This window comes from Ruegeria sp. H3 (assembly GCF_056533095.1).
Genome location: NZ_JBQFOD010000010.1, coordinates 110,690 through 124,815, shown reverse-complemented (window position 1 = coordinate 124,815; position 14,126 = coordinate 110,690). Strand labels below are relative to the sequence as shown.

Sequence of the window (14,126 nt, the reverse complement as noted above, 5' to 3'; positions counted from 1 at the left end):
GCTTTCAGGCTCCGTAGCGCGCAAGGAACATATCGACCGCGTGCAATGCAACCTCATCAATCTCGTCCTGACTGAACTCTTTCTGGATCCCGAAAGCGGCACGCAGCCACAAGCGTACCTTACATAGTTCAGCAAACTGTTCTGCGGCAATCTGAATATCCTCGATCGCCAGCTCGCCCTTGGCCACGGCCTTATCCAGATACTCGGCCATCCTGCGTTGCCCGTTTTGTGGCCCGGCCTCATAAAACGCCCGGCCCAATTCAGGGAAACGATCACGTTCAGCAACGCAGACCCGGAAGACCTGTTGGTTGAAATCGGAAACAAAAAAGCTGACCAACTGAGTTGCCGCAATCGTCAGAACCTCACGTACGGGTTTGGTCTCATCGACCATGGCGATAACGCGCTCTGCCATCCGGCTGCACTCGGTCTGCGCCACTTCGACAAACAGCAGGCGCTTATCGGGAAAATAGCTGTACAGCGTTGCCTTTGATACGCCCGCCGCCCGAGCGATATCATCCACACTGGCCCCTTCAAACCCATCCGCCATAAAAACCTCTCGGGCCCCGCTCAGAACCTGTTCAAATTTTCGGCCTGTGCGCAGGATCGTAGCGGTCTGGGTCATGTCGTCTCCTAGTCTGAGGTGCTCCGAGTTTATAAACCGTTCGGTTTAGATACAAGGATTCTCGGCATGCTCAAGTGAATTGACCTCACAATTCTGTTGAAACACCACTTTGCACGACCCGCTTCACTAAGGGTGGTAAACCAAATGTCCGTACTTGCGACGGACCAAAACCATGTTAGGACAGGCCATGGTCGAGATCTTTCTGCGCACCCTGCCCTTCTTTGCGATCATCGGCCTGGGCTATTGGGCCGGACGCAGCCGGTTTTTCAGCGCCGAAGCCACGGCTTACCTGACCAAATTTGTGTTCTTCTTTGCCCTCTCGGCGATGCTGTTTCGCTTTGCCGCGACCCTGCCATTTGCTGAGATCTTCAATGGTCGCCTGATCATTGGCTATCTGATCGGAACGCTGGCCGTTTATCTGATTGCGACCTTGATCGCCTGGTTCCGAGGGCTGGACATCCCCACAGCAGCGGTCGAGGCACAATGCGCCGCAATCGGCAATGTCGGGTTTCTGGGCCTGCCGATGCTGGCGTTACTGCTGACCGAAGCTGCTATTGGACCGGTAATGTTGGTTCTGGCCGTTGATCTTGTGGTGTTTTCCTCGCTCATCGTGATCCTGATCAATGGGGGGCGAGATGGTAAACTGACCCCAGCCACTCTGCACCTGATTGGAGTAGGGCTGCTCAAGAATCCCATGATCGTATCGATTTCCGCCGGTCTGATTTGGTCCGCCTTTCAGGTACCAGTCCCCGGCCCACTGAACGATTTTCTCACCATTCTGGGCGGCGCGGCAACGCCCGGCGCGTTGTTTGCAATCGGGGCGTCTCTGGCTGGCAAATCCGCCGAGCGTATTCAGGTCGCTGCCTGGTTGAGCTTTTGTAAACTGGTAGTCCACCCGGCCTGCGTCGCGATTGCGGTACTCTGGCTGGTGCCCATCGACACGTTCCCGGCTGCCGTAGCAATTGCCGCCGCCGCCCTGCCAGTGGCGGGCAATGTCTACATGCTGGCCGCCCATTATGGCGTCGCACCCCATCGCGCCTCGGCAGCGATCCTGTTGTCGACCGTAGCCAGCATCCTGACCGTACCGCTTGTAATTGCTTGGGTCACTGCGCTCTGATTTTCATCCTTTAAAAAATACGTGCGCCGAACGCACCCGGGCTTTACGTGAAGCCCTTGGATCGTTAGCCCTTAGCCGACCCTAATGCGAGGATAAGACTAGATGGAAACCGTTTCGGAGAACGCCTGTTTCGGTGGCGTGCAAGGCGTCTATCGCCATGCGTCAACAGCTTGCCAATGTGATATGACCTTTGGCCTGTTCCTTCCAGCCGAGGCAAAGGACGGCCCGGTTCCGATCCTGTGGTACCTATCCGGCCTGACCTGCACCCATGAAAACGCGATGACCAAAGCCGGGGCACAGGCCTGGGCGGCCGAGCAAGGGATTGCCGTGGTCTTTCCTGACACCTCGCCCCGTGGCGAAGCCGTGGCCGATCACGAAGACTACGATCTGGGTCAGGGCGCCGGGTTCTATGTGAATGCAACGCAATCCCCATGGGCCCCGCATTTCAACATGTGGGACTACGTAGCCGAGGAACTGCCCGCCCTTCTGGCCGAGAATTTCGCCATCGACATGGATCGTCAGGCCATCACGGGCCATTCCATGGGGGGCCATGGCGCCCTGACGCTGGCGATGAACCTTCCGGGTCGGTTCCGCTCGGTTTCAGCCTTCGCTCCGATCTCGAACCCGACCGGTGCGGATTGGGGTCGCAAACAGCTGGCTGCTTATCTGGGTGAGGATGAAGGGCTTTGGAAAAAGCACGATGCGTCCCTGATGATGAAAGAGGTTGGGTTTGACGGCCCGATCCTGATCGATACGGGCGCCAATGATCAGTTTATCGATCTGCTGCGCCCCGAAGCTCTGGCAAGTGCCATTGCTGAACGCCGCCAGCAGGCCAGCTATCGTCTGCAACCGGGCTATGATCATTCCTATTTCTTTGTCTCCACCTTCATGGAAGACCACATCACCTTCCACGCCGAAGCACTGTACGGAGAGTAACGCATGAGCAAATATGACTATGACCTGATCATCATCGGGTCGGGCCCTTCGGGGCGGTCTGCGGCAATCCAGGCTGGTAAGCTGAAGCGTCGTGTGCTGGTGATCGACCGCAAGGACCGGCTTGGTGGTGTTTCGGTCCACACGGGCACAATCCCTTCGAAAACCCTGCGCGAAACAGTTCTGAACCTTTCTGGCTGGCGCGAACGCAGCTTCTACGGCCGCTCGTACCGGGTCAAAGACCAGATCCGCGCCGAGGACCTCAAGGCGCGTCTGCACATGACACTGGATCATGAAGTTGACGTGTTGGAACATCAGTTCAACCGCAACCATGTGGAAACCCTGAACGGGCTGGCAACATTCACTGGCCCGCACGAGATCGAAGTCGCAACGGATGCGGGCGAAAAAACCCGCCTGACTGCAGCCAAATTCCTGATCGCCACCGGAACTAAGACCTATCGCCCCGATTATGTGCCTTTCAACGGCAAGACCGTTGTGGATGGCGATGATTTTCTGGAAATGGCAGAGATTCCACGCTCACTGATCGTGATCGGTGCCGGGGTGATCGGTGTGGAATACGCGACCATGTTCTCGGCCCTGGACGTGCGGGTCACGCTGATTGAACCCCGCGAGAGCTTTCTAGATTTCATTGACAGCCGCCTGATCCATGAATTCACCCATCAGATACGCGAAAACGGTGTCGATCTGCGCCTCGGCTCTGCTGTTGAGAAAATCGAAGATGCGGGTGAACATGTCGAGGTCACGCTGGAGAACGGCCGCCATGTCCGGGCCGAAATGCTGCTGTTTGCAGCCGGTCGCATGGGCGCAACCTCGGCGTTGAACCTGGATGCAGTCGGGCTGGAAACCGATCATCGCAACCGGATCAACGTGGATCGCAAGACCTATCAGACCGACGTGCCGCATATCTATGCGACAGGTGACGTGATCGGGCATCCGTCACTCGCCTCAACGTCGCTGCAGCAGGGCCGTGTCGCTGCTTGCCACGCGCTGGAAACGCCGACACTGCCGGAAAGCCCCTGGTACCCTTATGGCATCTACTCGGTGCCCGAGATTTCCACCTGTGGCATGTCCGAAGAGGAATTACAGGAGCGCGGCATTCCCTACGAGGTTGGCGTGGCGCGATTCCGCGAAACCTCGCGTGGGCATATCATGGGGTTGGAGCATGGCATGCTAAAGATGCTGTTTTCGCTGAAAACCCGCCGGGTTCTGGGTGTGCAGATCGTCGGTGAAGGCGCGACCGAGCTGATCCATATCGCGCAGGCCGTGCTGAACCTGAAAGGCACCGTGGACTACTTTGTCCAGAACACGTTCAATTATCCAACGCTGGCCGAAGCCTACAAGATCGCCGGTCTGGACGCGTTCAACCGGATGCCGATCCCGGACGAGTTCAAGGTGAAAAAGAAGCCAGCGGCGACGAAAGAGGCAAAAAAGGCGTGACAACGCTCTATATCGATGGCGATGCCTGCCCGGTAAAGGCCGAGGCCGAGCGGGTGGCAACCCGCCACAAGGTTCCGATGGTGCTGGTGTCGAATGGCGGGCTGCGGCCGTCGGCGAACCGTTTGGTGCAGGTGGTCATTGTCTCGGAAGGGGCTGATGAGGCCGACAAGTGGATCGCCGAACGCTGCGGGCCGGGAGATGTGGTGGTCACATCCGACATCCCCTTGGCCGCAAAATGTGTCGAGGCCGGCGCGCGCGTGCTGCGCCCCAACGGCGAGGCGTTCACCGCTGCCAATATCGGTCAGCAACTGGCGATGCGCGACCTGATGGCCGACTTGCGTGCGGCAAACCCGTTGGGTGCAGGGGGCGGCGGTAAACCATTTGGCAAAGCCGACCGATCTCGGTTTCTGGATACGTTGGAACGGGAACTCAGGGCTGCAAAACGGGCATAAGGCTCCCGCCTGGCGGCGACGCATCACAGATGCGTCGTCTCCGGTTGGGGCAGGCTGCGCAGCGCGCTGCGGGTGGTGCTTGAACTTGAGCGCTTAGCTTGGTTCAGTCGGCGCGCAGAACGAACTCAGCACAGGATCACGACATGTCCATTCAAGCGGTCATCTTTGATATCGGCAATGTCCTGATCGAATGGCAACCCGAGCGCTATTATGATCGCGTGATCGGCGAAGATCGCCGTCGGGCCATGTTCGAAGAGGTTGATTTGCACGGCATGAACGATCTGGTGGATCAGGGCTATCATTTCACCGATACGATCTACGACTGGGCTGAGAAATACCCCAAATGGCGCGATGAGATCCGCATGTGGCACGACAAATGGATCGAGCTTGCTGCACCTGAAATCCCACATTCGGTCCGGTTGCAGCGGGCGTTGCGAGCCAAAGGCGTGCCGGTGTTCGCATTGACAAATTTCGGCGTGCAGAATTTCGACTATGCCACCACCGTCTACCCGTTCCTGAACGAGTTCGACCGGCAATATGTTTCGGGCCGGATGAAGATGGTGAAGCCTCATATTCCGATCTATGAGCAGGTCGAAGCGGATTGTGGCCTGCCGCCCGCGTCACTTTTGTTTGCAGATGATCGGATCGACAATATCGAAACGGCACGCGGGCGTGGATGGCAGACGCATCACTTCAAAGGCACGGACGGCTGGGCAGATCGACTGGTGGCAGAGGGTTTGTTGACCGTCGATGAAGCCCGCTAAGCCGGAGCGGGTGTCGCACTACGGTTCTCACGGATCGGCAGGTGGACAATGGCGCTGAAGGCTCCGACCGCGACGCCGATCCACCAGACCATGGTGTAGTCACCATAGACATCGTACATCCGTCCGCCCAACCAGACGCCAAGGAACCCTCCGATCTGGTGGCTGAGGAAGATGAAACCGTAAAGCGTGCCCATGTAGCGCAAGCCGTAGAGGTGTGCGACAAGACCCGAGGTTAGAGGCACCGTGGCGAGCCACAGTGACCCCATGACGATTGAGAAGATGATCACCGAAGTCGGCGTGATCGGCATGAGAATGAACGCCGCAGCCGCGACGGTTCTAGCTGTGTAGATGGCGGCCAGCAGGTATTTCTTGGGGAAATGATTGCCCGCCCAACCGGCCAGTAGCGTGCCGCCGATATTGGCCAAACCTACCAACGAAATCGCAACCGCACCCAAGGCGGACGTGGTGGTGATACCCAGGGAGTGCAGGACGCCTCCGGGTTGGATCGGGCCGCACATCTCGGTCACGAAGGCAGGAAAATGGGCGGTGATGAACGCCAGTTGATAACCGCAGCTGAAAAAGCCCAGAAAGATCAGCGCATAAGACGGATCTCGGAACGCTTTTCCAAGAATCTGTCTCATGCTTTCTTCCAACTCGGCTTTGCTGACCGGCTGCGGGGCACGCATGAAGGGCAGTGTCAGCACAAGGGCAAGGATTGCGATGGCGAAAACGATGAAGACCTGTTGCCAAGGCAAGAAGGTGAGAAGCCATTCGGCGGTTGGTGCGCCGATCACTTGGCCGAAGCTGCCAGCCGCAGTTACAATCGCCAAAGACATGGACCGGTTCTTGTCTGATGAGGCCCGACCAACCACCGCAAGGACCACGCCGAACCCGGTTCCCGCGATGCCAAACCCCACCAGCCAAGCATACATCTGATGCCCAAACGGGGTGATAGACCAGGCCGACAAAACCATGCCTGCCGCATAGGTCAGCGCCCCAAGAATGATTGCCTTACGATCCCCAATCTTTTCGGCGATCGCGGCGAAGATGGGTTGCCCGATGCCCCAGGCCAGATTTTGAATCGCAATCGCAAGCGAGAAATCCGTGCGCAGCCAGCCGAACTCATCCGCAATCGGGATCTGGAACACCCCGAACGAGGCACGCACAGCGAAACTGACCGTGATGATGATACATCCGACAATCAGGATTGGATTTATTAGGCGGGCAGAATGCGGCATTGGGAGGCCCCGGTCCATAAAACGTTTGCCGACGGTACAGGATTCACTCTGGCCGTCAATTCAACAGATTTGCGGTCGAGGATAAGGAATTTTGATGTATCGGCAGAACTGCTTGCTTTTCAAGTCGCCGTCTCATCGGTAAGGCTCTGACTTATGACGGATTTGATCTCGCTTTATGACACCCGCATCGACGCTGGAGAGCTGACCCGCGACGATGCGCAAGAGGCCGTGCTGCCGCATTTCGAACGGATCCGCGCAGCACTTGCAGCTCCGGTAAAGCGTGGTTTGTTTCGCAAAGCACCGCCTGCGCCCAAAGGGTTGTACCTGTGGGGCGGTGTTGGGCGTGGAAAATCCATGTTGATGGATATGTTCGTCGACAGTTTGCAGGACATTCCCGCGCGCCGCGTTCACTTTCATGCCTTCATGCAAGAAATCCACGCAGGTATGCACAAAGCGCGCAAGGACGGTGTTGAGGATGCGCTGGCACCGGTGGCGCAAGAAGTGGTCAAATCCGTCCGGTTGCTGGCTTTTGATGAGATGCAGATCACTGATATCACCGATGCGATGATCGTTGGGCGTTTGTTCGACATGTTGCATGCAGGCGGTGTGGTGGTCGTAACGACATCGAACCGGCATCCGGATGATCTGTACAAGGACGGGCTGAACCGGCAGCTGTTCCTGCCCTTTATCGCGCATATCAAAGAGCAGCTGCAGGTGTGGGAACTGGTCTCGCCCACCGATTATCGGCAGAACCGGTTGGAGGGCGCGCCGGTCTATTTCACCCCGATTGGCCCCGAAGCCCGCCAGAGTATTCGCGCGGTCTGGACCGATTTGGCCGGTGGTTCGGCTGATCCGCTGGTGCTGCAGGTCAATGGGCGCGCGGTTGAGCTGCCTCAGTTCCGCAACGGTATTGCCAGGGCGACCTTTTATGATCTGTGCGGCCGGATGCTGGGACCTGCGGACTATCTGGAGATTGCCGAAACGGTGAAGGTTTTGGTGCTGGAAGACATCCCGCGCCTGTCGCGGAACAATTTCAACGAAGCCAAGCGCTTTGTCACTTTGATCGATGCGCTCTATGAGGCTCGGGTGCGGTTGATCTGTTCTGCCGCGGCAGAGCCCGAGATGCTTTATGTCGAGGGGGAAGGCACGTTTGAATTCGAGCGCACCGCCTCGCGCCTGAGGGAGATGCAGGCTGAGGATTGGGGCGTTTAGGGGGCTCTGCCCCCACCGCCTTTGGCGGTTCCCCCGGGATGTTTTTGGCCAGATGAAGCCCTGCGGGCGGATGCCCTTAGCCGTTTTCGCGCAGGATATGGCCAGCAAGATAAAGTGAGCCGCAGATCAGCACGCGGGCCTGTGGGTCCTGAGTAACGATTGAGCGAAGCGCATCACCAACGCTGGCGGCGGTTGTGGCTCGCAGATTGACCTTCGCCGCGGCAGCGGCGGTGTCTTCGGCGCTGAGTGTCGCGGTTTCGCCGGGGATCGACACGGCGGTCAGGCTGTCGGCCTGCGTGGCCAGTGGTACGAGATAGCCGGTGACATCCTTGGTGTTCAACATGCCGCAGATCATATGGGTCGGGCGTTTCGGCAGTTTGGCCAGCACATCAGCCAGTGCGATACCAGCAGCGGCGTTGTGGCCGCCATCCAGCCACAGCTCGGCTTGCGGCGCGGCCTGAACCAGAGGGCCCGTTTTCAGCCGCTGCATGCGCGCGGGCCATTCGGCGCGGGTGACAGCGGCCTCGTAGGCGGCATCGCCCAGGTTGAGGTGCCGCAGAACGGCCAGCGCCGCGCCAGCGTTCTGAATCTGATGCGCACCCAGAAGGTTGGGCAGCGGCAGGTCACGCAGGCCGGTTTCGTCCTGATAGATCAGGCGTCCGTTTTCTTCGGCCACATGCCAGTGCTGGCCATAGGCGATCAGCGGCGCGCCGAGGCGGGCAGCGGTCTGTTCAATGACCTCCATCGCTTCTTCCGGTTGCGGACCAACGACGCAAGGCACACCGCGTTTGATGATTCCGGCCTTTTCAGCCGCGATCTTAGCCAGCGTGTTGCCCAGGAATTGTTCATGGTCGATGGAGACCGGCGTGATCACCGTCATCGCAGGAGCATCGATCACGTTGGTCGCGTCAAGACGTCCGCCCAGTCCGACCTCAAGCAGCGTGTAGTCGGCCTGCGCGCGGGCAAAAGCCAAAAGGGACGCGCAGGTGGTGATTTCGAAATAGGTAATATTCTCACCGCCATTGGCGGCGTAGCATTCATCCAGCACGGCCGTCAGATTGGGTTCCGAGATAAGCTCGCCCGCCAAACGGATCCGTTCGTGAAACCGCGCGAGATGCGGCGAGGTATAGGCATGAACCAGAAGCCCTACCCCTTCGAGCCCGGCGCGGATCATGGCCTGGGTCGAGCCCTTGCCATTGGTGCCCGCGATATGGATCACGGGTGGCAGTTTGGCTTGCGGATTGTCCAGCGCATCCAGCAAACGCCAGACACGATCCAAGGTCAGGTCGATGATCTTGGGGTGCAGCGCCATCATCCGGTCGAGGATAGCGTCAGATGTTTGGGGGGTCATTTCTGATCCGTATCGTCAGCAGGCGCGTCCACGGCGGCCTCTTCCGGCTCCGGCGCGGGCAAATCACCCCGGATCGCCGGGGGTTGGTTCATCAGCATCCGGGTGATGGTGATTAGCTCGTCTCGCATCTCGGTTCGTTTGGTCACGCGGTCCAGCATGCCGTGGTCCAGAAGATATTCGGCGCGCTGGAATCCTTCGGGCAATTTTTCGCGGATCGTTTGCTCGATCACGCGCGGCCCGGCGAAACAGATCAGCGCGTTCGGTTCGGAGATATGCACATCACCCAGCATCGCATAAGACGCGGTCACCCCGCCTGTTGTGGGATGGGTCAGCACAACGATATAAGGCAGGTTCGCCTCTTTCAGCATTTCGACCGCAACAGTGGTGCGGGGCATCTGCATCAGGCTCAGGATGCCTTCTTGCATCCGCGCGCCACCCGCGGCGGAAAACAGGATCAGCGGGCGTTTTAATTTCACCGCCTCTTGCGCGGCAGCGATGATGGCATTGCCGACATACATGCCCATCGATCCGCCCATGAATGAGAAATCCTGCGCAGCCGCCACAATCGGCGTGCGCCCAATTTCACCAGCGGCGACCAACATCGCCTCTTTCTCGCCCGTCTTTTTCTGCGCCGCTTTCATGCGATCAGGGTATCTCTTCTGATCTCGGAAATGCAGCGGGTCGTCCTTGGGCGCGGGCACGTCGACCTCGGTGAAAATGCCACCATCAAACAGATGCTTAAACCGGTCGCGCGGGGTGATCGCCATGTGATGGCCGCACTGAGTACAGACATTCTGGTTTTCTGCCAGCTCGCGGTGAAACAGCATGGTTCCGCATTCCGAACACTTGTGCCACAGGTTTTCGGGCACCTCGCGGCGCGAGAAGATCGAGTTGATCCGGGGGCGGACGTAGTTTGTGATCCAGTTCATATCGGAACCTTAATAGAGCGGCTTTGACGTCAAATAAGACGCAACGGAAGGAAATGCAATCAACGCCTGAGTGCAATCCGCGCAGTCAGCCAGCAGACCAGCATTGTTGCGAAATCCACGAACAGCCATTGGCGCAGCATATCGGTCTCTGACATCTCAAAAGGCAGCAGGTAGAGCGCCAAACCGCTCAGCGAATCCGGCAACGAGATAAACACGAGCGCGATGAGATTGTTGAAAAAATGCAAGGCGATGGCCGGACCCAATGTGCCAGATCGCGCTGTCAGGTCTGAGGCCAGAAGGCCAAACACACAGGACCAGACAGCCACGATGAGTGCGTTGTCCCCGGCCAATTCGGGGGCATAGTGGCCTGCTGCAAACAGGGCCGAGGGCACGCCCATCCAGATAAGGGGCGATTGGAATCTGGCCGCCAGCGATTGCTGAATGTAGCCGCGAAACAGGATCTCTTCGGCGCTGGTTTGAATTAAAACTGCACAAGCAGCGAGGGGCAGCAGGATCAGCCAGACTGGCAGTGCCAGGTTTTGGATCAGCGGCTCGCCCATCCCATAGGGTGGCAAAGCAAACATCACCAACCCCAATATCAATAGGGCCAGAAACACACGCCCAAACTGCTGTAGGGCCAAATTGCGTGACCCAAGGATGTGACCTAGAGATCGGTGCTGCATCACCCGCGCCGCCGCCGCGACACCCACGATCAAAAACCCGAAGCTGACCAGCAATAACAACGTGCCTGCCGCAGTCGATCCGCGAAAGAACCCTTCGGCCTGCGCAGGCGGGATCAGGCCGGCGATGAGTGCAAAGATCACCGAATTCAGCGCCATGTAAAGCGCAGCGACGATGACTAGACCGGCCAAAAACCGCCATAGCTCAGGCCGGGCACGTGCCTCAGCGACCAGTGCCTCATGGGCTGCATACGCGCCGGGCTCAGGCGTCATTGGCAACGCTTTCGTCCGAAATTGCCTGAGGCACCTCCGGGAAGATTTCCGAAGGGGTCCGGGCTGTGTTGATCCGCGTCGCCAGCGTGGTCAGATAGCCCGCAACCGTTTGCAACAATTGAACTGCAACGGTTGCATCGTTTTCAATGACTGCGCGCAGTTCCTCGGCGCCGATACGCAGGAACGTACAGTCTGACACCGCAGTCAGGTCCAGCTGACGGGGTTCGCCTGTGATAATGGATAAGTCCCCGATCAGGCGCCCGGATTCAACGACCGAAATGGTACGACTGCCGCCCTCGTCATCGACCCAGTTCAGATTGGCCGTGCCTTTGATGCACAGATAGGCCGCATCAGCGGCCTGCCCGCGCGAGAATATCTGCTGCCCCGCCGCCACATCAAACCATTGCGCGGAAAACGCCAACAGGCGCTGGTTACGCGCATCGATGCCAGAAAACAGCTCGGTCGAAGAGATGATCTCGAGCTTGCGGCTTAGATCCGCCGAGGTGCTTTCTTCATGCTTTGTTTGTGTGCGTGAGACGCCATCAATCCGGCCATCTTTGATCTCGATGAACAGGTCATAGGCTTCGGGATGCGCGAAGTGATCTTCCATGAAGATCATGATCGAGTCGGGCAGCAACTCGCGCAGTTTCAAACGGGTTCGCAGGCGGCTTTCGGAATCGTGGCTGGCCAGCGCCTTGTCGAGGATGAGAACATCCGGCCGCTTGATGCCAGCCCGGGAAAAAGCCGCGCGTTCCTGAAAGACCGTGGCCAGATTGTTGCCGCCCAGACCGGCTGGCAGATCATATATAATCGCAGCAGCACGGCGTCTGAGACCAGCCTCGTTCATGGCTTCTGCAACTACATCCTCAATCTCATCCAGATGCGCGCCCGCCGTTACCGAAACCCGGCCGTATAGCGCATTTACCAACACGGGCAGTATCGGGAAATATGTGTCAGGGGACAGCGGGACAAACATTCCGTTCATCGCCCCACGTAGCTGTTCGGCCTGACCCTGCCGAATTGCAAGAATCTTGTCCTTGTACTCATCCGGGAAATCCGAGCCAATTTGTTCGGCGGTCAACAGGAAGGGAACGGTCAGCAGCAGGGCCTGTTCTTCATCGCTGAGCCCCGCGTCGCCCTTGGCCTTGCGCCGCTCATCTATGTCCAACCAGCGGTGATACATTTCCTTGCTCATACCCAACCGCAGGAACAACGGGTGATCCGTGCCATCCCGGCCGAAGGTCCGGCTGAGCGTATCCAGCACAGCGTTCGATATATTCAGCGCTTCCTCTGCCAGATCATGCGCCCGAAGCATCGACAGAAAATGCCCGTCATTGGCTAGACTTTCGGGTGAAATCTGGCGGGTCGGCGCGGCATAGAGCAGGTTTCCACCCAGCGGAACGGTTGGGTTGAACTGTTCCGGATCAAACCGGTGGACATACTTGTCCAAGCCTTTTTCGCGCAGACGCGTCGCAATCGTATCCCGCAGATTTACAATGTCCTGCGCCAAGTTCGGATGCAGTTTCGGGTCAAAAGACGATCCTAGCGTTCGGCGGAACATGAACTCGTCAATACCCATCGCCTCGACCAGTTGGAACCACCAGTCGCGGATATCGTCGATATCGTCCAGCCCTGCCAAACCGGGATCAATCCACTCATCGCTCAGCAGATCTGTCGGATTGCCCGAGCGCGCAGATTCGATCTGTCGGCGGGTCGGGGCCTTTACACCAGCCTCATCAATCTGCGGATGCGTTCGCAGCGGCATCATCAGGTTGTCGCCCAACGTGCCATCAAACAGATAGGGCCGCGAATAGGCATAGCCGATGCGCGCGGCAATCACCGCCTGATGCAGATTGCGCAGGTCATGCCCGGCCATGATCACCTCACCCTGAACCGGCAGTACCTCTCGCGTCAGCAATTGGCCAAGCGCTGTACGCTCCGCCGAATTGGTCGACTGAATCGCCACGCGCGCGCCTTTCGGGATCTTCAGGTCAAGGTCTTCAAGAACGGTTTTGCCGTCCCCATCCCGCACCGTCACATTGCGCAACTCAATATCGCCATCCAAATGCGGGACCGTCTCGGGTTCACCCTCGAATAGCTCCTCTGGGATCATGTTATCCGGGGCAAATCGCTCAGTCACGATTTCCCAGCGCAGCGACATATCCTGCACCTGGTTGTAATAGGTCAACAGATCCTTCCACGGGCCGCTCAGGTCTTTGTAAGCCCCAAGCGCCGCGACCAGGGCACCTACCGTGATCTCGCCTTTGATCGCCAGATAGCCGCCGACGGAATAAAACAGAAACGGCGTCATCTGAGTGATCAGATTGTTGAGAAACTTCATAAAGAATTTCTTGTTGTAGATCTTGAACCGGATCTCGAACAAGGTGCCCAACCGATGGCTGAATTGCGCCAGACGATAGCGCCAGCCGCCATTGGTCCGCAGATCACTGATCCCCGCGGCACTTTCGCCGATCTCAGAACTCAGGCTGCGCACCTCCTGAATGCGGTCCTTGTTCAGCAGGTTGATCTGGCGTTGCAGCTTGGGGATCAGCCACGCCTGCAACGGGATCAGCGCAATGCTGGCCAGCCCGAACCAGACGCTTTGCATGAACAGGAATGTCACGATGGTCATCATCTGACCAAACTGGAACACGGGCTGGGCAATGGCATCGCCCATCAGTCCGCCCATCGGTTCGGCCTCGGATGTGATCATCGACACCAGCTCTCCCTGGCTGGTGGTCGCGAAATACGATTTGGGAAAGCGCATCGACCTGTTGATCAGAGTGAATCGCAGGCGTCGCAGCATCCGTTCGGCCAGAACCCCCTTCATCGTGTTGATCCGCATTTTCATCACACCGCTGGCGATGACTGTGGCCAGAAAGGCGAAACACAGGATCAGCAGATACTGCACCTGGGTGAATGTGATGCCCCAGACGGCAACCGTATCGCCAGGCGCACCGATGGCATCGTTGATGATCTGCTTGGGCAGCTCAAGCGAAGCATAGAGAAACGGAAAAGACAGAACCGTCAAACCCAACAGCACAAGCTGCTGCTTTTTCGAATATTTCCATATGAATGAAAACAGAGTGGGTTCCAT

12 protein-coding genes are annotated in these 14,126 nt (G+C 58.1%); 6 read left to right on the top strand and 6 right to left on the bottom strand.

Translation table 11 applies throughout. The features are described 5' to 3' along the window. Window positions 1-4 precede the first annotated feature (4 nt). A complete protein-coding gene (locus ACR0JE_RS13295; protein ID WP_170534794.1) occupies window positions 5-622 on the bottom strand; it encodes a TetR/AcrR family transcriptional regulator in 618 nt (205 codons plus the stop codon). Window positions 623-809: 187 nt separating this feature from the next. Here ACR0JE_RS13295 and ACR0JE_RS13290 point away from each other — a divergent pair, with 187 nt between their 5' ends. The 5 genes from ACR0JE_RS13290 (at window position 810) to ACR0JE_RS13270 (ending at window position 5,346) form a co-directional block, all read left to right on the top strand. Beyond that, a complete protein-coding gene (locus ACR0JE_RS13290) occupies window positions 810-1,739 on the top strand; it encodes an AEC family transporter (RefSeq protein ID WP_480544005.1) in 930 nt (309 codons plus the stop codon). Window positions 1,740-1,841: 102 nt separating this feature from the next. Further along, window positions 1,842-2,675 (top strand): S-formylglutathione hydrolase, encoded by an 834-nt coding sequence (gene fghA, locus ACR0JE_RS13285; RefSeq protein ID WP_480864490.1) that lies wholly within the window; start codon window positions 1,842-1,844, stop codon window positions 2,673-2,675. Between the two features lie 3 nt (window positions 2,676-2,678). Then, window positions 2,679-4,130, top strand: a complete 1,452-nt coding sequence (gene sthA, locus ACR0JE_RS13280; RefSeq protein WP_480864489.1) for a Si-specific NAD(P)(+) transhydrogenase — start codon at window positions 2,679-2,681, stop codon at window positions 4,128-4,130. Then, entirely contained in the window at window positions 4,127-4,582 is a 456-nt protein-coding gene (locus ACR0JE_RS13275) for a YaiI/YqxD family protein (RefSeq protein WP_480864488.1), read from the top strand. Before sthA ends, ACR0JE_RS13275 begins: the two co-directional genes overlap by 4 nt. A gap of 143 nt (window positions 4,583-4,725) precedes the next feature. Beyond that, the gene (locus ACR0JE_RS13270) at window positions 4,726-5,346 is read left to right on the top strand and encodes an HAD family hydrolase (RefSeq protein WP_480544001.1); all 621 of its coding nucleotides are present in this window, start codon (window positions 4,726-4,728) and stop codon (window positions 5,344-5,346) included. Here ACR0JE_RS13270 and ACR0JE_RS13265 read toward each other — a convergent pair. Continuing rightward, a complete protein-coding gene (locus tag ACR0JE_RS13265; protein WP_480544000.1) occupies window positions 5,343-6,584 on the bottom strand; it encodes an MFS transporter in 1,242 nt (413 codons plus the stop codon). The two genes, ACR0JE_RS13270 and ACR0JE_RS13265, sit on opposite strands and share 4 nt — an antisense overlap. Before the next feature lie 153 nt (window positions 6,585-6,737). Here ACR0JE_RS13265 and zapE point away from each other — a divergent pair, with 153 nt between their 5' ends. Next, window positions 6,738-7,796, top strand: coding sequence for a cell division protein ZapE (gene zapE / locus ACR0JE_RS13260; protein ID WP_480864487.1), 1,059 nt, complete (start codon window positions 6,738-6,740; stop codon window positions 7,794-7,796). Between the two features lie 76 nt (window positions 7,797-7,872). On the opposite strand, the gene ACR0JE_RS13255 is transcribed toward zapE, so the two are convergent. The 4 genes from ACR0JE_RS13255 to ACR0JE_RS13240 are packed head-to-tail and all read right to left on the bottom strand — an operon-like array spanning window position 7,873 to window position 14,126. Then, on the bottom strand, window positions 7,873-9,147 hold the full coding sequence (locus tag ACR0JE_RS13255) for a bifunctional folylpolyglutamate synthase/dihydrofolate synthase (RefSeq protein WP_480864486.1): 1,275 nt from the start codon (window positions 9,145-9,147) through the stop codon (window positions 7,873-7,875). Next, a complete protein-coding gene (gene accD / locus ACR0JE_RS13250; RefSeq protein WP_480548028.1) occupies window positions 9,144-10,076 on the bottom strand; it encodes an acetyl-CoA carboxylase, carboxyltransferase subunit beta in 933 nt (310 codons plus the stop codon). Before accD ends, ACR0JE_RS13255 begins: the two co-directional genes overlap by 4 nt. Before the next feature lie 59 nt (window positions 10,077-10,135). Beyond that, window positions 10,136-11,029: a CPBP family intramembrane glutamic endopeptidase gene (locus ACR0JE_RS13245; protein WP_480548029.1), complete on the bottom strand. Its 894-nt coding sequence runs from the start codon at window positions 11,027-11,029 to the stop codon at window positions 10,136-10,138. Next, window positions 11,019-14,126: an ABC transporter transmembrane domain-containing protein gene (locus tag ACR0JE_RS13240; protein ID WP_480864485.1), complete on the bottom strand. Its 3,108-nt coding sequence runs from the start codon at window positions 14,124-14,126 to the stop codon at window positions 11,019-11,021. The genes ACR0JE_RS13245 and ACR0JE_RS13240 overlap by 11 nt, the downstream gene beginning before the upstream one ends.

Bases quoted from the DNA above. Each gene is read 5' to 3' on its own strand.
- ACR0JE_RS13290 (WP_480544005.1), top strand. From the start codon at position 810: ATGGTCGAGATCTTTCTGCGCACCCTGCCCTTCTTTGCGATCATCGGC.
- ACR0JE_RS13295 (WP_170534794.1), bottom strand. From the start codon at position 622: ATGACCCAGACCGCTACGATCCTGCGCACAGGCCGAAAATTTGAACAG.
- ACR0JE_RS13255 (WP_480864486.1), bottom strand. From the start codon at position 9,147: ATGACCCCCCAAACATCTGACGCTATCCTCGACCGGATGATGGCGCTG.
- fghA (WP_480864490.1), top strand. From the start codon at position 1,842: ATGGAAACCGTTTCGGAGAACGCCTGTTTCGGTGGCGTGCAAGGCGTC.
- ACR0JE_RS13240 (WP_480864485.1), bottom strand. From the start codon at position 14,126: ATGGAACCCACTCTGTTTTCATTCATATGGAAATATTCGAAAAAGCAG.
- sthA (WP_480864489.1), top strand. From the start codon at position 2,679: ATGAGCAAATATGACTATGACCTGATCATCATCGGGTCGGGCCCTTCG.
- ACR0JE_RS13265 (WP_480544000.1), bottom strand. From the start codon at position 6,584: ATGCCGCATTCTGCCCGCCTAATAAATCCAATCCTGATTGTCGGATGT.
- ACR0JE_RS13270 (WP_480544001.1), top strand. From the start codon at position 4,726: ATGTCCATTCAAGCGGTCATCTTTGATATCGGCAATGTCCTGATCGAA.
- ACR0JE_RS13245 (WP_480548029.1), bottom strand. From the start codon at position 11,029: ATGACGCCTGAGCCCGGCGCGTATGCAGCCCATGAGGCACTGGTCGCT.
- accD (WP_480548028.1), bottom strand. From the start codon at position 10,076: ATGAACTGGATCACAAACTACGTCCGCCCCCGGATCAACTCGATCTTC.
- zapE (WP_480864487.1), top strand. From the start codon at position 6,738: ATGACGGATTTGATCTCGCTTTATGACACCCGCATCGACGCTGGAGAG.